Consider the following 23795-nt stretch of genomic DNA (forward strand, 5'->3'; position numbering starts at 1 on the left):
TATTCATGCTGTTGTGTGGTAACAAGCCTAATTGCACGTTCACGAAATTCTGATGTATAGCGATTTGATTTTTTCATAGTTCCAGTTTCTCAAGTTATTGAGTCTCTGGCAAACACGGGGCGATTCATTTTGGCATTACTAATGTTGCTAGCTCCATAGAAAAGTGTGCTTTAGATAATTCTTTGAATCGTCTCCTCGACCAAAGTTGAGCTAAAATCTTTTTAAAACATTCACTATCAAACCTTTTTTCAAATAACAACACGTCAACCAATTTTAGAATTTCAAGGTTGGACTCATAAAATAACGTAACTATATCTACTAGTTCTGAGTTTAACTCATCTACTTCTAATGAAAATCGTATAGCCTGCCCCGAATAAGACGCCAAATAATTTCGCTTGTTCAAGTCAAATGACTCAATTTCACAAACAATTTGTAGAAGATAACGTTCAAACTTATCGTCCTCAATGAAGTCAAAAATTTTGTATTCTTTTATATCGTTATATATGGAGGCGTCTATAAGTGACGAACCAATCTTTAAATGTTTCGATATTGAAATGGCTTCTCCAGTAATTGCAGTTCCAACATCAAAAATAAGTTCATTTAATCGAACATAACTTTCTCGTTTGTAAAAAATAGCTCGAATATGCCGCTGGATGTTTTCCTGTATGGCTTCTTCGCTATCCAACCCCAACATAGACTTTTCTTCAGACATGAATTGGTTTTCGATTTGCTGTTTTACCTCTCCTATCAAGACGTCATTAAACCAAACACTATCGAGTTCTTTACTATGTTCAATCAAAGCTCTTCCTATAAACTTTATAGGGCAACACTCAATTCGTTCAATGTTCGCTTCTCCTAAATAATATCCCAAGACTTCCGGTATTATTTCTTTGAAGTCAGACAAACTCGGAGGAAGAATATCAGCGACTACATTAATAGAATCAACTGACATTTTCTTTTCTCTAATTGTAAAAGGAATTAATTCATATTCGATAATATTAGTAAATGCTAATAATTTTTCTTTGAATGAGTTGTCATTAATTACTTTATTCAAAATAACAAAAAGGGACGGGTATAGTATATAAACAAGAATGATACCCAAACTATGAATATCATCCTGCACAGTTGCTGGCATCTTTTTAAGGACATTGTTAGATGAGAATATTTTTCCTGAACTGCCTTTCGGCAATTCACCTACTACACTTGAAATACCAAAGTCGGTAATTTTTGGAATATTGTTTTTATCTATAAGGATATTTTCAGGCTTTATATCGCCATGTACTACTTGTGGTACTTGATTATGTACTTGTTCTACCCCTTTACAAATATTAATGAAGAGATCTAACTTTTCCTTGTAACTATAACTTTTGAAAGTAGTGCTTTGAACAAAATCTTTAAGCGTTTGCGCATCGTCAATGTACTCCATTACCAATGCATTTATGCTTTGGTCCTTTCTAAAGTTGTTAACTAACTCTTTATCTAGGCCACTAGACAATTGCATAAATTCAGTATAAAAACTGTACACATCATAAAGAGTTACCACATTTTCATGTCTGCATTTACGCATAACCACTGCTTCATTCAGCATTTTCTTTTCTAAAACAATTGAGTCAGCCCATTTGGGAATTAGTTTTAATGCAACAACAGAGTCAAGAATTAAGTCTTTAGCTTTATAGACACAACCGAAGCCTCCATGCCCCAACTGAACAGGCCTTTCGGCATCATCTAAAATAAGACGATAGCGGCTATCTTCCAAACTCACTATTTTTTTTGCAACGTCAAGCTTTTTGGCGATATCAGGAGTCAAAGAATCATCATAATCAAGGAGAAGATTTGAAAACCCCTTATTTTTATATGCCTTGACATAAGATAATAAATGGCTACCTTCAAGAAGATTTTTAATTTTCACACTAGAGTCTCTTTTGTAGGACTTGCCATCATTCTTTGTCAATTTTCCGTCATCAAGGAATTGATAAATAAATGAGTGAAAGACTATTTCTTCATCATGCTTACCAATGAGCTTTTTCCAGAACTTATCTATCTCCTCAAAACTACAAGCTTGGCTCAACTCATCAATATTGTAATTCTTTTCTATACCGGCACGGTCTTTAATAAATTTTGATAAATTGCTTTTTGAGCTAACTAATACCAAATCAAAGGGAAAGTCGAAATGCTCCTCAAAGTATAGTCCGAATGATAGAAATAGATTCTGAATAGCAGCACTATCTTCTCCTTCCATATCCTCGAATTCACCACCATCTCGACGTATGCCCGCGATTTGTTTCATCTTTTTATCAGACGTTGGGAATTCTGACTTAAAAAATTTACTTAAGTTTTCTTTTACAAATTCATTTACACCAGCTTTCTCTTTATCCAATAATGCTTCATTGAGGAAAAGTAACCATGCTCTCGCAATTCTAAAAACAGTGTTCTTATACTCTTTGTATTTATCCGTAATGCTTTGTTGTGCACTTTTCTTTGATAAATTGTCAAGTTCATGAATTAAAAAACGATTGCGGTAAATTATCGCGAGTTCAAGAGCAAAAGCTTTTTCAAGTATTTCTTCGACAGATAACTCTTCATATTCACCTTTCATCACCAAATAATGCAAAAAGCTAGAATACATAAACAGGCTCTTTAATTCGCTTGAATTACCACAAGTTAGTGGCTCAGCAATTTGAGAAAATTTGAAATTAGAAATATTTTTGTCATGAGATAAAATAAAATCGTTGCATAAGGCTTCAAGTTTATTGTGGAAATCCCTTTTAGTTACACTATTAAATAATGGTAAACACAACGATTCTAGCAATGGGGAGTTAAAAGACTCTCTAGTAAAAAACTCTCTAATGCTATTTACTCTATTTTTATGGTCATCATTGACTAAAAATTTAGTTAAACTGGGGTTTTTAATTGAAAGTTCTTCGCAAAACCTTAGAGAATCATTGACATCTGTATTAGAAGTACATTGTATATCTAATATGGGTAAAGGCATTTCAAGCGCACGATCTTTGTTGTCGATCCATAATTGAGTAACGTATTTTAAAACTAAAGATTCATAGCTACCTTTGACTCGTTTTCCCTGCTGCGATTTGATAAAACTGAGATAAAATTCGGTGTAAGGTAGGCGGCTAGAGTTTGTTGTGCATAAGTTCGCAGTTAAATGTTTTATTGCTAATTCGCATCGCTTATATTTTCCGTCACCCTCAGTTTTGTATTTATCAATAACCTCGGTCTTAAAGGCTGTAAATATTTTCCAATCGTCTTCAGCAACAAGGGTATCTAACGTACTTTTCTGATACCAGAGTCTGATAAGTGGCTTTAACATTACAAGCAAATTTTGTAATGCGTCTATTCTGTCATCATAGGACTTCTTAAAAAGCTCATAGCTTCCTATACTTCTAACCACTCTTGTTTGTAAAGGTTCTAGACACTGTATTAATTTTTCAACATTTTTTATTAATTGAAGTTTGTCAGCTTTTTCATTTGCTGACGTTAAACCTTCAAGATAATACTCAAGGTTTTTAATCGTTTTTGCGCCATTGTTATTAAATTCATTTACAATTTTAGTTCTCGCTACTTTCTGGTCCTCACTCTTTATAAACAAAAATTCCAATACGCTCGATACTCTATCACCTTCATTTTGGATTACTTCACTTACTCTTTTTAATAACTTGTTTTTTCTAAGTTTTGACTGTAACGCTGGTGCTATCGTCGACTTATTATCAGTGAAAACTAGATCTGCTAGCTGAATTAAAGCTTTACTAAACTTTAAGTTAAAGTGTTCCATGTACACCCAAAGTTCATATGCTTCTAGTAATGAATAGTGAATACGTCCTTTGGCTTCTTTTTCCTTTAATGTTGAGTCAATTAACAGCTCAAATTCTTCAATTTGCTTATTTAGGTTAGCGTCTTCAAACGACAAATTTTCATCAATGAACACCCTCTTTCTCCTTCGTAAAGCTCTAACCATTTTGCCTAAAGCCTAACTTTTAAAACCAATAAAAAGCCTAATTTAGGCACCAGTCACCCACAAATTAATAATATTAACAATAAATTAAAAGCACAATGCATTGTTGGAAATTTTAACACTCTTGTACTTATTATAAGTAAAACTCAATTTTTATAATTTATGCTTCATTTCACTAACCACATGAGGAAATCGAAATGATTAATTTGAAGCAATTTATGAAAAATACCAGTGTATTAACAGCTATTACATTAGTTCTTGCAGGCTGCGGTTCAGGTGGAAAAGGTGACTTAGATAGCAATAGCTCAAATCAGTCTGGTCAATCCAACTCGTCTGTACCAAATGTATTAGGCACTTTCAAAAGCTCATACGACACCGGTGTTTTTTATTCTACTGAGATGATGCCTTCATCACAGGTGTATGGAAGAAAAGCTAACGGGTGCACTCAACAGTATAACGATTACTACTTTGAGACTGAAAATACTCTTGTATTTGGCAATCCTAACTTACCAGAGAGCGACTTTAAGCAAGTTGCCACTTGGGTAGAAAACAATTTCGATTCATCCTTAAGTACGATGCAGATGACTAAAGGTGACTATTTTTCAAATCGATACGCAATTCGTCTCGATGGCTTAAAGTACATCAGAAATAATCTTGCTTATAAGCAATATGACTCAGTTACATACCCATCAGAGTTTGATAATTGGAATTACGAACAACAGGTTGACTGGGCAACTAAAACAACAAAAAACATAGATATGGCTCAAGCTGTTGGACTATTAGTTAATGACCCATATTCACCTTTCCAAACGGAATCAGAAGCTGTTTTAGAGGATAAACTCTACGTTTGTATCCATGAAACAACCTCAACGAATGGCTGGGGTGAAGGTAATTTGGTCGGAATTAATGTAGGTGCCCCGTCTATTGCTGCACCACATGAAGTAGACAAAATCGTAAAGCACGAAATTATTCACACAATTCAATATGCGTTAACGGCCAATTTCGAAGGGCTAGGGTTACCGAGATGGTTCAGTGAAGGTCAGGCCGTTTTTTTAAGCGGCATGAACGTGGCTCATAAATCACAACACGGCGAGTACGACCCTACGCTTGTTGTTTACTACAACGATGAAATTGGCGACCAAGCTACCGCCTATAGCCATTATGGCCTTGCCTATCAATATTTGAAAGATGCTAACGGGCAATCGTCAATTATCAGTTTTATGAAAGATGTGAAACAAGTCACGTATGATTTTTCTAAGCAACTGAACTCCCCACTAGAAGAGTATCACGGCTACGTTGAAGCCTTTGATAAAAGCCTGAAGCAACTCAACGGTGCCCCTCTTTCTGTAGAACAATACAGATACGACTATCATTCATTACTAACTGACTATTAAGCCAACAAGTTTAAAAGGTATCAACCATGACAATTGACTCAAAAGTGATAATTCTAGAAGACGTTGGTTTTGATATTTATGGTAATAATTTGGATGCGCTAGAACACGTTATAGAGCTTAAAAAATTCATACAGGATAAGTATCCGGAAATTGCTGCATTAAAGGGGTTTGAAGATTCATTTAAAGAATTTCCATACGACCTTATGGGGAATGTTCAAGCTGTTTCAGACCTTGCTGATCAGCATCTGGGCTTTCTTGTTGTAGCAATGTAGAGATTGAAAAATGAAATTAGCTATTTTTTCAGATGTTCATAATGAATTTGGTGTTTGGCACCCACCTAAACTAGATGCCGACGTGGTCATTCTGGCTGGTGATATACATTCCAAGCACCGCGGTGCTCAATGGGCTATTGAGTCCTTTGATGTACCCGTAATATATGTACCGGGCAACCATGAATACTATGGTTCTAATATTGACTCTGTAAATAAGAAACTTAAAGAACAGGTAGAAAACTCACATGTGCATGTACTGCTAAATGAGAATATCAATATCGGTGGAGTCAATTTTATTGGCTCAACCTTGTGGACTGATTTTAAACTGTTTGGAGAAGCAAAACAGCATGAGTGCTCATTTTATGCGGGTTCAAGAATCAATGACTATGAGCGAATTCGACTCAATGACAATGGTAAGTACCGCAAATTGAGAACTGCTGATACTCAAGGTTTTTTCGATAAATCAGTTAGCTTTATTGAAAAAACGCTTGCTAAAAATACGAACAACAAAACGGTGCTCGTTACTCATCATGCACCGTCTGGTGGATCAACTCCGCAGCAGTACAAAGATGATTTGTTGTCAGCCTCGTTTTCATCAAACCTTGAGAAGCTTATAGCGCAATATGACATTAACCTGTGGGTACATGGGCACACACATCATAATGTCGATTACATGCTATCCGGAACCCGAGTCATTTCTAACCAGCGAGGTTATGCCAAGGTTGAAGAAAATAGTTCATTTTGCGAAACCTACATTATAGAGATTTAATTTATGGACATAAATTCGAACGATATAGAAGTTACCACTTGTGCCTCTCCTTATGATCCACCAATTGGCGCTCACGTAGGGGTTAAAATTAGGCATTTGAAGTTAAACATTGAAGTAACAAGCACAGACCAAAAGTCGCAGCATAAAAATCATATCGCGGCTATGGAAAAGCTTAAGTCAGAATTAGCTCAATTTGAACTCGTCAAATCGCGCTTTGAGGATATAAATGAGGATGACTTAATAGATGGTGAAACATTTTGGAATGAGCTTAATTCCGGCAAATATGACTAGCTGAGAACTGAAAATAAATTTTGCTTCAGTGCAGTTAACCCTTTGTATTTCTGTTTTAAAAACAATAAAATATAGAACATATGGATTTAGACAAATTTAAATATTATTTAATCATCGATGTAGAGGCTAACTGCCCTGAAAAAGACTCAGTTACTCTCGAAGACATGGAAATGATTGAAATTGGCGGTGTGATGGTGTGCGCCAATACTTTACAAAAAATCGACGAGTTTAGTACGTTTATTAGACCCGTTAGGTTCCCTCAACTAAGTACATTTTGTACCGATTTAACTTCTATTACTCAAGCCGATGTAGACAATGCTCCGGACTACCCAGAAGCGATTACAGCATTAGTTAGATGGCTCGAGAAGTTTGATAACTTCTTATTTTGTAGCTGGGGCAACTACGATAAGCAACAATTTGAGCTAGAGTCGACTTTTCACAATGTGCCTTACCCGATCTCAGCCCCTCATTTGAACATCAAGAAGCAGTTTTCAAAAAGCCAACGAGTTCGCAAGCGACAAGGTATGGCTGGAGCGCTCAAATTGGCTCATATTTCAATTGAAGGGACGCACCATAGAGGTATTGACGACGCAAACAATATGGTGAAGCTCATGCCTTACATCCTTGGCAGGGAATTTATTCCTAATTACCAACCAGCCCCAAAATAAGTACTTATTTGGATACCTTCGGGAGTTAAAATGAATATTTTGTTTCTGTGCACCGCCAATGTTCAAAGAAGCAAAACTGCTGAAGAATTATTCCAAGTTCTCTATCCTGAAAATACATATAAGTCAGCAGGGTTAAGCGCTAAATACGTAACAAAAGCCGGCTCCACATTGTGCACAGAAGGTTTGCTGAAATGGGCTGATAAAATTTATGTTTTCGAGCAGGCTCATATTGAACGAATCGAGCAATATACTAAAAGTAGGTATGTTCATAAAGTGACTAATCTAGACATCCCTGATGAGTATTGCTACTTCCAAAAGGAACTTGTTTTAATGCTAATTGAGCGTTTAGCCAAACGCTAAACTTTAGTCACTAACTCATCTGATAAACAAAACTACACTTTTACCTCGCATAATCATCTCCAGTTTGCAGCAACCCAAACTCTAATGGAGATATTTATGAATTCAAACGCTGAACAACATGAAAATGCAGAAGGATTTGGTCTTCTTATTCTTTTAGTAATCTTAGGCGCACTATATTACTTTGGTGCATTTGACGAAGATCCAATCCCGAAAGAACAGCAAGAAGTTTTAAATGCAATTCAAGTGAGAATACAGAAAAGCGAAAAAGTTTTAGATTACCTCAACTTTTTGCGTAGCGATGTCTCTAGTGCATGCGCAGATTTCACAAACAAACTTCACGAAAAGAAGCATTTTGAAATCTACCAATCAACAAGTATTGGAACCCATTCAATAACCCATATTCAAGAAAACTGGAGTCCAAATTTAAAGGCTGTACGTCGTTGCAGTGTTTCAGGTGTCAATTTCGATGCTCACAGCAAAGCCAATGGGTTAATTATGCATTGTGAAACAGGGGGAGACGGTTACACGTCAAAAGGAATGTTTTTAGGCTGTATGCTAAATGAGAAGACGCTTCCCCAAAAAATTAGGTTCCTCAATGGTAATACTACTCATGTACTAAGTGGATTAGGAAAAGTCGGTGGCAAAGATATCAAATCTATTGGTGGTGTAGGTGATCTGATCGGAGGCATGATCTCTGGAAAAGTTAACGTAAAAATCGCCAGCGATAAGTTTGTTGATTACGTCAAACAGGATAAGTTCTTCCAAGGAATGACGAATCTAGCTTCAATGTCTGATTTGGTTAAAACCACACAAGAAAAAATTGAAGATGATCAAAGAAATTATGAACTTTGGAAAGAGCACTATACAAAAACCAATTAATAATTATCAGAGCCTGAAAAATCAAAAATATAAAATAACATAGTCTGATAAAGAAAAAGTAAGTTCCATGTGGATAATAGGAACCATATAAAAACAGGAGAATATTTAATGAATAACTTACAAGATAATACTACAGAATTTGAGAATACTGGTTTACTGAGCGATACAGGCAATTACAAAGTCACAATGGCTGTATTTCTCGAAGCTATCGCTCGGCTCTTTGGTGTCGATGACGTGGAAAGGTTAAAACTTTATTGGACAGATATTTCAGAATTCACCGATGATTCTATAGAATATTCAGAGCTACAACTCCAGCAAATCGGCTATGCACTTCCAAATGGAAATGCTGAAAAAATTCTTTATAGCTATGATGAACATTGTTTTGAGGTTCGTCCGGACAAACCGAATCAAATGTTTATTGATTCCATTGCAAAACTAATTCTTGAGGAGAATTGCACCTGCAAATTTCATAATATTTTTATCCCGCGCATTCATGATTTAGAAGTGAAAAAAGAAGCTACCCATGGTTCATTAATTTGCGGTAAGTCAATTAAAGGACACCTAATATTGAGCCAATATTTTGAGAGATAGCTTGTTTTACTGCAAACCTGTCCTACCTTAGGTGTACTTGATCTGACAGTTACTTTTTTATTTCGATAACTGTCAGCTCGAGTCCAAACCAGCATATCCGATACGAGTCCCACTAATCTAATTCAGAACTAAAAAGTACAAGTAAACGAATTTTCATATTCTCGTTGTTCCGGCTGGTTGAGCCATACAAGGTAAGGTTTTAGTTTTTCATACGCGACTTCTTTTTCTCTGTCTTTTTTTCGAAGCCAATTAAAATAAAGCGCGAGCAGCTTTCTCAGCATTCGTTGAAATAGAATGTGATTTTCAATTTGTTTTTTGGTCATTCCTTTAAAATTCTTGTGCCTTATCATCCATATTCCCCACTGGGAATATCTCTGTCTATTTTTGCTTTTCTTTCCTGTTTTACTAGGTGTGAAAGCCATCGAAAATACTTTTATGACCAAATTAGTTTTGTTAGTAGGTTGGATGCGCGGCAATGAGTACTTTTCAATTTCACCCATTATATCTTTTTCAACCATGTTAGATTGTTCAATGCGGTTTTGGTGAAGCACAGAGCTATATCTAACTCCTCGAACTTGGAGTTGTTTCCAGCTATAGCCAATACCAAGCTTAGAGCCGCTGCATTTAAATGAGCCAATCGAGAAAGAAATCCCTCGGACATCACCATTTCGGGTTTGAACATAGCTTCCTATCCCGATGTTATTTAGCTGTTCAATTAATTTCGGTAGCTCTATACCCGTTGAGCTATTTAAGACTTGATCAATTGCAGTTCTGATTGTTTGTTTTCGGGTTTTGTACTTAGCATTATTGATCTTTGTACCGATGCCATCCACATAAGGTGAGATATCAGTAGATAGGTTGTACTTTTTCTCTAATTTTTTTCTTGCGAATGCGATTTTTTTAAAACTATTGCCCAACACTAGTCGCTTAAAAGGAGCTGCATTTGATATGGTAGAACAAACAAGATGACAGTGTTCGTTGTCTGTATCTAAATGTCTAAACGCTACCCAGTGGTGATCATTAAACCCAAGTTCTTTAGCAATGTCCGCAATTAACAAATTCCATTTCGCAAGATTGAGCGATTCGTTCTCTTTCAGCGAAATAATAAAGTGCTCAAAAGGTTGTTTAACCCGGTTATTGTTTGCCTCTGATTTCAAAAATTCTTCTATTAAGGGTTCGAGGTCAACTCTTTCTATGTCGAGCTTTTTATAAAGTCCATCAACTTGACTGATCATAGGGTTGATCAACGGAAGGCTTACGCTACATCCAACATAATCGATAACGTCTTTTGTAATGTTTTGCCCAGCAGAGTCTCGACAATGCTTAGTTTTTCCGCATATGTACCTAATCAACTCTTTAACTCTGCCTCTGTTATCGCCTTTGCTATTTTTCATGTGCTCTACGATCATTTTGAACGCTCCCTAGCTGCTTTCAATTGAGCTAAGTCAGTAAGGGCCTCTGAAGATAATGTCTCGAGGGCTATATCTTCGATTACATGATTGTATTTACCAGAGAAAAACCTAAACCAATTCAAGGAGTGCTTGGCTGTGTCATACACTAGCTGAATTGCATTGTTTAAATATATTCTTCTTCCTTCTGAATTATTATCTTCAACTAAAGATTGATTTAAGTGCTCAACTAACTGGTGGAGATCTTGAAGAGTTTGTAACAGCTGCCTTGCATATTTGGCATTGATAGGAGGAACGTCACATGACTTATATGGGGCGTCTTGCTCCTTCAAGGAATTAAGTAACGTTTCTCTATGAAAGTGACCTAGTGTACTGAAACCCGACTCATCAAAAGCATTAAGGATTAACGAGTATTCTTGTTTGTTGAATTTAGAAACGAGATTATATTTTCGGATTTGACTATTTTTTGTCATAACTTTTTACCACTTGTAGTTATGACGAAATCTGAATTCTGTCCTAGCGCGTTTTATCCATAAGACTTCGTCTTATGTTTATTAATGTCTGCGTGAGCAGCTTGCTAATTTGGTGCGTGAGCATCACAGGGGTTAAAGATTGAGGATTTTTACGAAGTTAAAAATAGTTACTCTTTAACATACCCTGCCCACAAAAACTGTATATAAAAACAGTATCAATATTAATCTTATATTTCAACAGGATTTTTACTACATAATTAAAAGTAATTTTATGGCAATTAAAATACTAATTTTTATTAAGCATTTATAATAAAAAATCAAGCATTCAACTTCCATCTAAAATCTAACCATTCAAACTGCACCTCACAAGCATAACTAACCCACTGATAAATTTAAAAATACAAAAGTATACTAAGCTGCTATTAGCTTCTTTTGCTCCCATATGATTTCATATCTCTGCCAATTAACTACAAATAGCGAGGCTAAAATGGCAGAGATAGAAAAACCAAAAAAGAAAGAAGTTCACAAAGAAAAGGCAATCAAAAAGCTTCTTAAAGCTGGAAAACGAGGGATCTATTACGTTGCTTCAAATATCTATTTAAAAATCACCTCTCCTAATGTGGGAGTTTGGTTTTTAAGGTTTCAATTTCAAAGAAAAAGATACGAGCGAAAATGGGCGGTGTATGGTGAAAATAATCCATACTTTAAAAATTATGAGGCTGCAATTTCAAAGTCAGTAAAGGTCCAAAAAGCATTAGCTGATGGTAAAAACCCTTTAATGCAAGAGCACAGTGAAATTGAAACTCTTGATGATTTGATAGTTAGATTTTTATCTACCACTACTCGTAAGTATAAGAAGCAAAAAGAAATATATAAAGCAGATATCCAACCAATTTTAGGAAATAAATTGCTAGGTGAAATTACGAGGTATGATATGGAGAAGCTATTAATTTCACTTGTAAAGCAAGACCGAAAAAGTATAGCTCGAAAAACTCTGTATTTTTTTCACAGCGTTTTTCGCTATGCATCAGATCACAAATTAATATTAGAGAATGTTACATCTCATTTAACTATTGAAAAAAATGCAGGTGGTGATCCACAGGAAAGACAAATTTTCTTGAGTGAGTCTGAAATTGAAAAAACGTTTGATGTATTAAATCAGTATCCAAAACAAGCTCCACTTTCGAATAAAATAGCAATGGTTTTATATTTGATTTTCGGTTTTAGAAAATCAGAGCTTATTTCTTCAAAATGGAAAGATTTCAATTTTGAGAAGCAAGAGTGGATAGTTAGACCAACAAAACTAGGTGAAGAAGTTATCACATTAGATGTTCCGGATGATGTAATGCCTTATTTCTGCGCTTTGAAAGCTTTAAATGTCAATGACAGTGAATTTATGTTTCCTACAAAACGTGATTCACAATCAGGGCATTTGTCGGAAAGCACTTTAAACACTATGTTGTCCAAGTTTTTTAGTAAGTACTCAACAAAGACTGTTAAATTTGATAACCCTTTAGGTAGCGCTGGTGTACGTAAGTTTTGGATACATGACTTAAGAAGAACCTTCACAAGTACTGCAAATGATAATGAAATCGCCGAAGAAGTTACTCAGCGTTGTCTAAATCATAAAAAAAGAAAACGCTTAAAAATTTATGACCTATCGAATAGAAGAACCCAGCGTAAAGTTGCATATGAGCTAATGGCTGGAATTGTATTGCCTTTAGCTAATCTAGACTCTGAGGTTAAGTTCATCACTATGGAGGCAAAAGCAGCATAAAAAATCCATACATGGCAGTGAGAAAGAACTGCTAACACTGCAAAACTTTTGATTTTGCAAAATAGAATGTAGAGACAAATAACAGCATTAATAATACATCTACATTTCTATTTTAGAGCCGGAATTAGCGGCCAATCATTTTCTGAGACACCACAAAATCAATAAATAACCTTATACATTCCCGATTGTTCTATCAGCTGTAAATACAGATACATCAATACTTCTCATCATATAGATATTGCCATCGAGACTTCGATGGAAGGCTAAATAATGATTAATGAAATACATGACAAGAACTATAAACTTGTACTATTATGACTATTGAGTAAGTGATGAGATATGGCATCGAATGTCTTCGAACTGGTGACCAAAGTGGTGACTTAATCATTTTAGACCGAATTAAATAATTGGAAAATTTAGAACTTTTTCTCCCATTCACGGGATAGATCCAGAATATTGAGTAACTTTTTTTGGCTTTACCACTCACTTGAGCATAATTAGCTAAATAAAGTACAATATAATAATTGAAGGCTTGAGCTGTTTATAGTTCGAGCCTGTTTATTTTTAGATAGAGAAAATAATGGCACACTCTCGCGGAAACTTATTTATTTTATCTGCGCCTTCTGGGGCGGGTAAATCGAGCTTAATAAATGCATTACTGAAAAAACATGCTGATATGAAAGTATCGGTATCACACACCACCCGCGCACCGCGCCCTGGTGAAAACGATGCGGAACATTATCATTTTGTATCGGTTGATGAGTTTAAGGCACTAATTGCCAAAGATGACTTTTTTGAATGGGCACAAGTATTTGACAATTATTACGGTACTTCTAAGCAAGCTATTGAAGAGCAACTCGCCGCTGGCATTGATGTGTTTTTAGATATTGATTGGCAAGGCGCTCGCCAAGTTCGAGAAATAATGGATGACGTAAAAACTATCTTTATTTTACCGCCGTCAAAGCAAGAGTTAGAGCAACGTTTAAATAACCGTGGCCAAGACTCAGCTGAAATTATTGCCGGGCGTATGGCACAAGCTCAATCAGAAACCTCTCATTACGATGAGTATGACTTTGTTGTTGTGAATGATGATTTTGATACTGCTTTAAGTGAGATAGAAAGTATTGTTATTGCACAGCGATTAACGCTAAAAGCGCAAACAACACGTCATCAAACTTTAATTAATGAGCTACTCAAATAATCTAAATTAAGATAAATTAGGTGTTCATGCCCTAAAACAGATAAAAATTAACCACTGGCTATTGGCGAAACCTGCTGCGTGCAGTAAACTACGCCTTTGCTTTTAAATTATTTTGGAGTGCTAAGATGGCTCGCGTAACAGTTGAAGATGCAGTAGATGCAATTGGTAATCGTTTTGACTTAATTTTAGTTGCGGCCCGTCGTGCCCGCCAAATTGCTGTTGGTGGTAAAGATCCACTAGTAGATCCTGAGAACGATAAGCCAACAGTTGTTGCTTTACGTGAAATCGAACTTGGTTTAGTTGATAATTCTTCAATGGATGTTATTGACCGTGAAGAACAACAACACCAAGAAGCGGCAGAACTAGCTGCTGTTGCTGCCATTGTTGGTGGCAACCAATAATCAACCGCCCGGTTTGATTTAGCTAACGGCATAGTATTTCAACTATAGCCGTTGGCAATCCTTTGTTTTCATCGTATATTCGTAACTTATCCTAACTTATTTGCTTCACGAGAACATTGGAGTGTGAATGTATCTTTTTGAAGGTCTTAAAAAGAAAATCTCAAAATACTTGCCAGCAGACGATGTTGAGCTAGTTCAAAAAGCCTATGTGGTAGCCCGAGAGGCCCATGAAGGTCAAACTCGCTCAAGTGGCGAGCCTTACATTACTCACCCCGTTGAAGTAACTCAGATACTAGCTAGCATGCACCTTGACCATGAAACGCTCATGGCAGCATTGATGCACGATGTGATTGAAGATACCGATTTTAGCCAACAAGATTTAGCTGAAATATTTGGTGAAACGGTGGCTGAACTCGTTGAAGGTGTGAGCAAGCTTGATAAGTTAAGCTTTAAAGATAAAAAAGAGTTTCAAGCTGAAAACTATCGAAAAATGATTATGGCAATGACCCAAGATATTCGGGTTATTTTAATCAAGTTGGCTGATAGAACGCATAACATGCGAACATTAGGCGCACTTCGCCCTGATAAACGCCGCCGTATTGCTCGCGAAACTCTAGAAATTTATGCGCCGATTGCTAATCGTTTAGGTATTCACGATATAAAAAATGAGCTAGAAGACTTAGGTTTTCAAGCGCTGTATCCAATGCGTCATCGTGCACTTAAATCTGAAGTGGCTAAAGCGCGCGGAAATCGCAAAGAAGTTATTTCAAATATTCAAACAGAAATTGAAGCACGCCTTGAGGAGTCTGGCATAAAGGCCACCGTATCAGGCCGTGAAAAGCATCTATACAGTATTTATAAAAAAATGCTCAACAAAGAGTTACTATTTAACGAAGTCATGGATATTTACGCTTTTCGTATTGCGGTAGATTCTATGGACACCTGTTATCGCGTACTCGGCGTTGCTCATAACTTATATAAGCCAATTGAAACCCGCTTTAAAGACTATATTGCCGTGCCAAAAACTAATGGCTATCAATCACTTCATACTTCTTTGGTTGGCCCGCATGGTATTCCTGTTGAAATTCAAATCCGTACTCACGATATGGATCACATGGCAGACAAAGGAGTCGCGGCTCACTGGATGTATAAAAAGTCTGGCGACAATGCGGGTCACACTGCGCAGCAGCGTGCTCGCCAATGGATGCAAAGCTTACTAGAGTTACAGCAAAGTGCGGGATCATCATTTGAGTTTGTTGAAAACGTTAAAACCGAACTCTTCCCTGAAGAAATTTACGTGTTTACTCCAGATGGTCGCATCGTTGAACTGCCAATGGGCGCGACTGCGGTCGATTTTGCTTATGCCGTTCATACTGATGTTGGTAATACTTGTGTAGGCGCACGCGTTAATCGTAAGCCTTACCCTTTAAGTAAAGCCATTGATACTGGGCAAACAATAGAAATTATTACTAGCTCAGGCGCTCATCCTAACGCAACATGGCTTAACTTTATTGTTACTGGTAAAGCGCGACTGGGCGTACGTAACTACCTTAAAAGCCAACAGCATGAAGAAGCATTATTATTAGGTCGTCGCTTACTTGATTCAGCCCTAGGTGAAAACAAGTTTGATAACCTGCCAGCTGAAAGTATTACGCGAGTGCTTGAGGAGCATGAACTCTCTTCAACCTTAGAGCTACTGGTAGAAATTGGCTCAGGTAATTTAATGAGCATGCTGATTGCCAAACGCTTATTACAAAACGATAACGATGACTTAAACGATATTGCTAAACGTGCAAAAGCAACCATTATTGGTACAGAAGGCATGTTAGTTAATTATTCTAAATGTTGTCGTCCAGTGCCTGGAGACGCTATTACAGCTCATGTCAGCCAGGGTAAAGGTTTAACGGTTCATCGCCAAGAGTGTAAGAACATTCGTGGCTGGGAAAATGATCGTTCAAAATACCTAGTCGTAAAATGGGATGATAATCCAGAAAAAGAATACATTGCGGCTTTACGAGTAGAAATTATTAACCACCAAGGTGCGCTGGCTAAATTAACCAATGTGGTCGCAACGACACAGGCCAATATTGTAGAAATAGCTACCGATGAAAAAGAAAGTAATTTATACGTGATAGACTTAGGGATCACAGTTAAAAACCGTATCCATGTCGCTAATATCATGCGTCGTATACGTGTGATGCCGGATGTACAAAAAGTCTATCGTAAAAAATAAAATAGGAACATCATGAATAAAGCATTTATATCAACGGATAAAGCACCTGCAGCGATTGGCACATACAGCCAAGCAGTAAAAGTGGGCACAGCGGTTTATTTATCTGGGCAAATTCCACTTGTCCCTGAAACAATGGACGTTATATCTGAAGACTTTAGCGAGCAAACACACCAAGTATTTAAAAATATTTGTGCGGTTTGTGAAGAAGCTGGCGGCACCATTCAAGATTTAGTAAAAGTAAATATTTACCTTACTGATCTTTCAAATTTTGCCATTGTTAACGAAGTAATGAGCCAATATTTTAAACAGCCTTATCCTGCTCGCGCTGCTATTGGCGTTCGTGCACTACCTAAAGGTGTACAAGTAGAAATAGACGGCATTATGGAACTTCCTTCAACAAACTAACCTCTATAAGCTATGAGCGCCGCTCATAGCTTTTATTCCAATCTGTAACTACACTTTGATGAATTCTTGACTCAAAACTAAAATTCTAGCACTCTGTAATCACGTTATTTTATTAAACCTTACTTTAGTAGTAGAAAAGGATAACTTGTGTTTAAGCTTGCTCATAATGGCAATGTATTGCTCGATACGAGTAAATCTGCACCCGCCAGTGCTGCTTTTATCATTGAAGCAATTGAACAATCGCCTTACAGCGAGTGTGAAATCAATCATGACGCCATAAATAACTATTTCAGCAGTGCAACACCTGAACGTATATTAGTTGTTGCAACACGTCATGATGCCACCTTAAGCGTGGAGATAAGTGATGATAAAATGCTAGCCACGGGCACGCTCACTCTTGCTAAAGGGGGAGCAACACTGAGTTTTGATGAAGCTAAAAAAGAATTAGTTAAAGCGCACGTCGCAAGAGGTTATAAACAAGCATTTTTAGAGCAACTTTTACAAAAGCAATCTGAACTCCCACCTGGCTCCGTAGTCAGTGGTCCACTCGCCAAAGGGCGCTTACCTATAGACGGTAAACCAACTAAATTTAACGCAATGGTTCAAACACTTAAAGATCGTCTCAAAGCCCCTAAATTAAAAGAAGATGGCAGTGTAGATATGCGTGACTTTGGTAAGTTAGCAAGTGTAAAACCAGGTGAGTTACTAGTACAGCAACAACCCGCTACACCAGGCCAAGAAGGGTTTACCGTGTTAGGCGATGTATTACCTGCAAAACCCGGAGAGGTTCATACTCTAATTGCAGGTGAGGGCACTGAAATCTCAAAAAATAATCCGATGGAATTACACTCTACGATTGCTGGCGTGCCGGTTGAAATAAATAATGGCATGCGTGTTGACGATATTTTTACTGTCAACGATGTGTCGGTAAAAACAGGGCATATCGACTTTGAAGGCAGTGTGATAGTGAGTAAAAATGTAGAGCCAGGAATGCGTATTAATGCAACGGGCGACATTACCGTTTTTGGTACGGTTGAATCTGGCGAATTAACCGCAGGAGGCGATATAACTGTAAAACAAGGGGTAATTGGCCATCAAAAGCCTGAAGATAAATCACTGTCTTGTAGAATAATATGCGCAGGCGATGTCCATGCCTCACACTCTCAATATTGTTACATTGAAGCTAATAACATTCTGCTTGAACGTCAAGCTAGCCACAGCTCAATGAAAGCAAAGAGTACAATACAAATTGGTCAATCAGAGTTACCTAAAGGAAAGCTCTTTGGGGGTGAAATTCTAGATGCCACTAAACTGATTGCCGGCGAGATAGGTAATGAATCTGGCGCTAAAATGGTAATTAATTTAGCGGCTTCAGCCACTGAAATGACCAAAGAGATTGATAAATCTTTTAGTGAACTAACAGCAACAAATGAACAAGTTGATAGTTTACAAGCGGCTTTAGAAAAAGCAGATTTAATTAAAGATGCAGATAAAAAAAATGAACTCATAAATAAAATTGGCACCACGCAGCTACACCATAGTCAGCAAGCAGAACAATTAGAAAAGCAGGTAGCAGGTTTAGAGCAAAAACTGAATACGTTACTCGATGAAGCCATGTTGACTGTGAATAGCGTTTTACATTCGGGTGTAGAGATCCATATCTTCAATAAACTACTTAAAACGACCCGTAACTTCCCACCGAGTAGTGTTAAGTTAGAAAATAATAAAATAGAAATTGAATTTAAAACTTAATAATAAGGGGCTGTTAGTAACAGCCCCAATTTTTTATAGTAAACCGTCTACACTTGTATAGGTTTGCGCTGGCCACACACCTACCTGCACTTGCCCTATATGTTGTTTTTGTAATAACAGCATCGCTAAACGAGATTGACCAATACCACCGCCAATTGTCTGTGGAAGCTTACTTTCTAGCAATGCCTTATGCCAGTCAAACTCTAAACGGTCTTCGTCTCCCGTAATACTTAATTGAGTTTGCAATACTTCAGGGCTTACACGAATTCCCATCGATGAGATTTCGAAAGCGTCTTCAAGCACTGGGTTCCATACTAAAATATCACCATTTAATCCCATGTACTGCTCGCATGTCGGGGTTGACCAATCGTCGTAATCTGGCGCTCTCACATCATGAATTTTGCCATCACTCAATGCTCCCCCAATACCAATTAAAAATACAGCGCCATATTCTTGAGTAATCGCCTTTTCACGCTGCTTGGCTGTAAAATCTGGGTACATTTTACGTAATGCTTCACTATGTACAAAAGTAATCTCTGTGGGTAAAAATGGTGTTAAACCAAAGCTGTCACTAACATATTTCTCAGTAGCTTTAATACCTTGGTAAATAGTTTCAACCGTTTGCTTCAAAGTAGATAAAGAACGCTGCGTACTTTCACAAATAACTTGTTCCCAATCCCACTGATCAACATACACAGAATGGATTGGACTTAATGAATCTTCATCAGGTCGCAACGCTTTCATTTGCGTGTAAATTCCTTCACCTTTAGAGAAACCATACTCGCCCAAAGTTTTACGTTTCCACTTTGCTAACGAATGCACGACTTCATAACGGCTATCTGTAATGGCTTTAACATTCACCGCAACAGCGTTCTCGTGTCCACTTAAGTTATCCTGAGTACCGTCACCTACTTTAGCTAAAATAGGTGCCTGTACTTCAATTAAGCCTAACTTTTGCTCTAATTGCTGTGAAAAAAACTGTTTAACTTTACTTATTTGCTGCTGCTGCTGCACATAGTGTGAACTCATAATAATTGGCCTCATTCCCAGTTATTGTATTGGCGACTCAGCGCTTAGTAGCGCTTCAATATGGTTATCGTAACAATTAAACGGTTTAATTCAATAACCCATAACAAAAATAGCTTTACGATATTAAAATCATTAAAAAAATGGTATAAAAACATTAAATACAACAATACAAAGCAACTAAACCTATGGAAAATTATCAAATCGATAATCTAGACAAACAGATTCTGCATGCATTAATGGATAATGCACGTACACCCTACGCTGAATTAGCAAAGCGTTTCGGTGTCAGTGCAGGAACAATTCATGTGCGGATTGAAAAAATGAAACAAGCGGGGATCATTACAGGTACCCAATTAACCATTAGTACCAAACAGCTTGGCTACGATGTATGTTGTTTTATCGGCATTAATTTAAATAATGCCAGAGACTACCCACAAACTCTGATTAAGCTTGAATCATTAGAAGAGGTTGTTGAAGCATATTACACCACCGGTAATTACAGTATTTTTATTAAAGTAATGACTCGCTCAATCGATCATCTACAAGATGTATTGATCAATAAAATACAAGCAATAGAAGCTATTCAGTCAACCGAAACCCTGATCTCATTACAAAACCCGATTAGCCGAACAGTGGTGCCTTAAGGTGAAAAATCTCGTATAATTTGCCGAAAAAGAGGACTCCCATGCAGCAAACTCGTTATCAAAGAATTGAAAGTGTACTTTCACGTCGTCAAACCGATCTTACCGTGTGTTTAGAAGACGTACATAAACACCATAACTTATCTGCCATAGTCAGAACGGCCGATGCTGTTGGTTGCCATCATGTGCATGCAGTCTGGCCAGAAAAGCAAAAGTGGCTAACCAATAATACCTCAGGTGGCAGTAAGAACTGGTTAGACACACACCTTCACAGAAATATAGATGATGCCGCAGCCAGTATCCGTGCTCATAACCCCGATGTACAAATTTTGGCAACTCATTTAAGTGAAGATGCCGTCGATTTTAGAGAAATTGATTACACTAAACCCACTGCAATTATTGTCGGCCAAGAAAAAACGGGGATCTCAGAAAAAGCGCTCGAATATGCAGATCAAAACATTATTATTCCAATGCAAGGCATGGTGCAATCGTTAAATGTATCCGTTGCAGCAGCATTAATCTTATTCGAAGCACAACGTCAACGTGAGTTAGCTGGGTTATATAATAGAAATATGCTGAGTGAAGAAATAAAACATCCAATGTATTTTGAAGGCTGCCACCCAATTATTGCAAGGCAGTGTAAGCAAAAGAACTTACCTTATCCCGCACTTGATGAGCATGGCGAAATCGTTGCGGATGAACAATTTTGGCAGGCATTAAAACATACTTGATGCATATACAGTGTATAAGTACACTTAACTCACTAAATAACAATAATTGAGCCTACTTTGTCTAAACCTAGCTTAAGCCAATACCCAATCACAGAACTTAAAGGCGTAGGCCCTAAAATGGCTGAACGACTTTTAAAGCTAGGCATCACCACAGTACAAGATATGCTTTTTCATTTACCGCTAAGGTATGAAGACAGAACGCGTATTTATGCTATTAGTGAGCTCACCGCACATAGCCATGTAACGGTTCAAGCAACCATTGAAACAAGCCAAATTACCTTTGGTAAAAGGCGTATGCTGGTTTGCCAAATAAATGATGGGACAGGTAGGTTAACACTACGATTTTTTAATTTTACCGCAGCACAAAAAAACGCATTTAGCGCGGGTAAAATAATTCGCTGTTTTGGCGAAATACGTCGCGGACGTGTTGGCTTTGAAATGAGTCATCCTGAATACAGTATTAGCGACACTTTTGAACAGCAACCAACATCATCAACACTTACGCCAGTCTATTCAACAACCGAGGGGTTAAAGCAACTCTCTATCAGGGCGTTGAGTGAACAGGCAATAGAATTGCTTCAAAAATACGCAGTAGAAGAGCTACTACCTCAACAATGGCAACCATCGCAACTACCGTTAAGTGATGCGTTATTGCTACTGCATCGCCCCCCTAATGATGTTGATATAATTGCGCTTGAACAAGGGACTCACCCAGCACAACAACGGCTCGTTTTTGAAGAGTTGTTGGCTCAAAATCTCAGCCTCTTAAAAGTAAGAGAGCAAGGACAACAAGTTAAAGCTATTGCCCTTGAGCCCACTAATCCATTAGAAGCGCAATTTCTAGCACAATTACCCTTTGCGCCAACCAATGCACAAAGCCGTGTAGTATCAGAAATTAAAACAGACATGCAACACGCTTACCCTATGATGCGACTTGTCCAAGGGGATGTAGGCTCTGGTAAAACATTAGTCGCAGCCCTGAGCGCTTTAACTGCGATAGCACAAGGCTATCAGGTCGCATTAATGGCGCCAACAGAGATATTATCAGAGCAACACGGAATTAACTTTTCCAGCTGGTTTGAAAACCTTGGAATATCGGTTGCTTGGCTAGGCGGTAAAACAAAAGGAAAAGAGCGAGTTAATACCCTTGCAATGATCGCCTCTGGTGAAGCGCAGATGATTGTGGGTACCCATGCTTTATTTCAAGATGAAGTAAAATTTAACAATCTCGTACTTATCATTATTGATGAGCAACATCGATTTGGGGTTCATCAACGTTTATCACTGCGTGAAAAAGGGCGCTTTGGTGATTGTTATCCACATCAACTAGTAATGACAGCAACACCTATACCACGTACGCTTGCGATGACTGCTTATGCAGATTTAGAAACCTCAGTGATCGACGAATTACCACCAGGAAGAACACCAATTACCACTGTTGCCATCCCTGATACCCGCAGAGATGACATCATTAGTCGGGTGAAACTTGCCTGTAATGAACAAGGTCGACAAGTTTACTGGGTATGTACTCTTATAGACGAGTCTGAAGTATTACAATGCCAAGCAGCGGAAGACAGTGCTTTACAATTAAAAGAAGCCTTACCTGAACTTAATATTGGTTTAGTCCATGGGAGAATGAAAGCCACTGAAAAGCAAGCCATTATGAGTGAGTTTAAAACGGGGAACATTCATGTACTTGTCGCAACAACCGTGATCGAGGTCGGTGTTGATGTCCCCAATGCGAGCCTAATTATTATTGAAAACCCAGAGCGCTTAGGTTTAGCACAGCTTCACCAATTACGAGGCCGTGTAGGACGTGGGGCAACCGCATCGCATTGCGTTCTTTTATACCATGCGCCACTTTCTCATACTGCACAGAAGCGATTAGGAGTACTGCGCGATAGTAACGATGGATTTGTTATCGCAGAACGTGATTTAGAAATACGCGGCCCAGGTGAAGTACTTGGAACTAAACAAACAGGTTTAGCCGAATTCAAAATCGCTGATTTAACACGCGATAAACAAACACTCAATCAAGTAAGACCCATCGCACAACAAATGCTTAAGCAATATCCTCAGCATATAGACCCACTTATTCACCGCTGGTTAGGTAATAAATCAAACTACGCACAAGCATAGTCGGTTTTTAAACTTTACTTTTCACCTCATCATCCAGACTTACTCCAAACGGATATATTTTCATAATGCCTTTATTCTCAGGCCTTCTATTGCAAGATGTCGTGGTGTCGTCCAAAGCGTTAGAGTAGTCTTTAGGCGCTTATTCTTTTACTTTTACCTGATGCCTTTTACCTTTCACCTACGTTTTTACTTTTCTGCAGACGTAAAAAAGCCCGACTATTTCTAGTCGGGCTTTCTCAATTTGGAGCCTGGTGATGTCGTAGTGCCCACAGCGGTAGAGAGCCATATAGCAAATGTATAGAGTCGGCATTAGGCGCTTATTATTTTCCTTTTACCTGATGCCTTTTACCTTTCACCTGCGTTTTCACTTTCCTGCAGACGTAAAAAAGCCCGACTCTTTCGAATCGGGCTTT

General features: G+C 37.7%; 21 protein-coding genes. 17 read left to right on the forward strand and 4 right to left on the reverse strand.

The features are described from left to right. Positions 1 to 124: 124 nt before the first annotated feature. On the reverse strand, positions 125 to 3940 hold the full coding sequence (locus QL986_RS18470) for a protein kinase (protein ID WP_290191793.1): 3816 nt from the start codon (positions 3938 to 3940) through the stop codon (positions 125 to 127). A gap of 224 nt (positions 3941 to 4164) precedes the next feature. Here QL986_RS18470 and QL986_RS18475 point away from each other — a divergent pair, with 224 nt between their 5' ends. The 8 genes from QL986_RS18475 (at position 4165) to QL986_RS18510 (ending at position 9191) form a co-directional block, all read left to right on the forward strand. Beyond that, on the forward strand, positions 4165 to 5361 hold the full coding sequence (locus tag QL986_RS18475) for a hypothetical protein (protein ID WP_290191794.1): 1197 nt from the start codon (positions 4165 to 4167) through the stop codon (positions 5359 to 5361). A 26-nt stretch (positions 5362 to 5387) separates the two neighbouring features. Continuing rightward, positions 5388 to 5633, forward strand: coding sequence for a hypothetical protein (locus QL986_RS18480; protein WP_290191795.1), 246 nt, complete (start codon positions 5388 to 5390; stop codon positions 5631 to 5633). A 10-nt stretch (positions 5634 to 5643) separates the two neighbouring features. After that, positions 5644 to 6402 (forward strand): metallophosphoesterase, encoded by a 759-nt coding sequence (locus QL986_RS18485; protein WP_290191796.1) that lies wholly within the window; start codon positions 5644 to 5646, stop codon positions 6400 to 6402. Positions 6403 to 6405: 3 nt separating this feature from the next. Next, positions 6406 to 6693: a peptide chain release factor-like protein gene (locus tag QL986_RS18490; protein WP_290191797.1), complete on the forward strand. Its 288-nt coding sequence runs from the start codon at positions 6406 to 6408 to the stop codon at positions 6691 to 6693. 80 nt (positions 6694 to 6773) lie between these two features. Then, complete coding sequence (locus QL986_RS18495; RefSeq protein ID WP_290191798.1) at positions 6774 to 7361, forward strand: 3'-5' exonuclease; 588 nt, start codon at positions 6774 to 6776, stop codon at positions 7359 to 7361. 30 nt (positions 7362 to 7391) lie between these two features. Beyond that, positions 7392 to 7721, forward strand: coding sequence for a hypothetical protein (locus tag QL986_RS18500; protein ID WP_290191799.1), 330 nt, complete (start codon positions 7392 to 7394; stop codon positions 7719 to 7721). A gap of 96 nt (positions 7722 to 7817) precedes the next feature. Further along, complete coding sequence (locus tag QL986_RS18505; RefSeq protein ID WP_290191800.1) at positions 7818 to 8600, forward strand: hypothetical protein; 783 nt, start codon at positions 7818 to 7820, stop codon at positions 8598 to 8600. Positions 8601 to 8708: 108 nt separating this feature from the next. Next, complete coding sequence (locus QL986_RS18510; RefSeq protein ID WP_138764198.1) at positions 8709 to 9191, forward strand: hypothetical protein; 483 nt, start codon at positions 8709 to 8711, stop codon at positions 9189 to 9191. A 128-nt stretch (positions 9192 to 9319) separates the two neighbouring features. Here QL986_RS18510 and QL986_RS18515 read toward each other — a convergent pair whose 3' ends face one another. Both QL986_RS18515 and QL986_RS18520 read right to left on the reverse strand, forming a co-directional pair. Next, positions 9320 to 10600, reverse strand: coding sequence for a relaxase/mobilization nuclease domain-containing protein (locus QL986_RS18515; RefSeq protein WP_138764197.1), 1281 nt, complete (start codon positions 10598 to 10600; stop codon positions 9320 to 9322). Beyond that, complete coding sequence (locus QL986_RS18520; protein WP_138764196.1) at positions 10597 to 11073, reverse strand: hypothetical protein; 477 nt, start codon at positions 11071 to 11073, stop codon at positions 10597 to 10599. The genes QL986_RS18515 and QL986_RS18520 overlap by 4 nt, the downstream gene beginning before the upstream one ends. A 487-nt stretch (positions 11074 to 11560) precedes the next feature. On the opposite strand from QL986_RS18520, the gene QL986_RS18525 reads away from it, so the two are divergent. The 6 genes from QL986_RS18525 to QL986_RS18550 all read left to right on the forward strand — a co-directional run bounded on the left by QL986_RS18525 (position 11561) and on the right by QL986_RS18550 (position 18842). After that, positions 11561 to 12850 carry a tyrosine-type recombinase/integrase gene (locus QL986_RS18525; RefSeq protein ID WP_290191801.1) on the forward strand — a complete coding sequence of 430 codons (1290 nt, stop codon included), beginning with the start codon at positions 11561 to 11563 and terminating at the stop codon, positions 12848 to 12850. 580 nt (positions 12851 to 13430) lie between these two features. Beyond that, a complete protein-coding gene (gene gmk, locus QL986_RS18530; protein ID WP_013466062.1) occupies positions 13431 to 14051 on the forward strand; it encodes a guanylate kinase in 621 nt (206 codons plus the stop codon). A gap of 125 nt (positions 14052 to 14176) precedes the next feature. Further along, positions 14177 to 14452, forward strand: a complete 276-nt coding sequence (rpoZ, locus tag QL986_RS18535) for a DNA-directed RNA polymerase subunit omega (RefSeq protein WP_008108220.1) — start codon at positions 14177 to 14179, stop codon at positions 14450 to 14452. Positions 14453 to 14579: 127 nt separating this feature from the next. Further along, positions 14580 to 16685: a bifunctional GTP diphosphokinase/guanosine-3',5'-bis pyrophosphate 3'-pyrophosphohydrolase gene (gene spoT / locus QL986_RS18540; RefSeq protein ID WP_024601824.1), complete on the forward strand. Its 2106-nt coding sequence runs from the start codon at positions 14580 to 14582 to the stop codon at positions 16683 to 16685. Between the two features lie 12 nt (positions 16686 to 16697). Further along, a complete protein-coding gene (locus QL986_RS18545) occupies positions 16698 to 17090 on the forward strand; it encodes a RidA family protein (RefSeq protein WP_013466064.1) in 393 nt (130 codons plus the stop codon). A 147-nt stretch (positions 17091 to 17237) separates the two neighbouring features. Then, positions 17238 to 18842, forward strand: coding sequence for a FapA family protein (locus QL986_RS18550; protein ID WP_290191802.1), 1605 nt, complete (start codon positions 17238 to 17240; stop codon positions 18840 to 18842). Between the two features lie 33 nt (positions 18843 to 18875). Here QL986_RS18550 and asnA read toward each other — a convergent pair whose 3' ends face one another. After that, complete coding sequence (gene asnA / locus QL986_RS18555) at positions 18876 to 19871, reverse strand: aspartate--ammonia ligase (protein WP_013466066.1); 996 nt, start codon at positions 19869 to 19871, stop codon at positions 18876 to 18878. A gap of 185 nt (positions 19872 to 20056) precedes the next feature. Between asnA and asnC the strand changes: the two genes are divergently transcribed. From asnC to recG, 3 genes are read left to right on the forward strand one after another with little or no spacing between them, the layout of a single operon-like run. Next, positions 20057 to 20515 (forward strand): transcriptional regulator AsnC, encoded by a 459-nt coding sequence (gene asnC, locus QL986_RS18560; protein WP_024601823.1) that lies wholly within the window; start codon positions 20057 to 20059, stop codon positions 20513 to 20515. Positions 20516 to 20556: 41 nt separating this feature from the next. After that, a complete protein-coding gene (gene trmH, locus QL986_RS18565) occupies positions 20557 to 21243 on the forward strand; it encodes a tRNA (guanosine(18)-2'-O)-methyltransferase TrmH (RefSeq protein ID WP_024601822.1) in 687 nt (228 codons plus the stop codon). A gap of 57 nt (positions 21244 to 21300) precedes the next feature. Next, positions 21301 to 23382, forward strand: a complete 2082-nt coding sequence (recG, locus tag QL986_RS18570) for an ATP-dependent DNA helicase RecG (protein ID WP_024601821.1) — start codon at positions 21301 to 21303, stop codon at positions 23380 to 23382. The last annotated feature ends 413 nt before the right edge of the window (positions 23383 to 23795 follow it).

Source organism: Pseudoalteromonas sp. APC 3250, from assembly GCF_030407915.1.
Classification (GTDB): domain Bacteria; phylum Pseudomonadota; class Gammaproteobacteria; order Enterobacterales; family Alteromonadaceae; genus Pseudoalteromonas; species Pseudoalteromonas tetraodonis.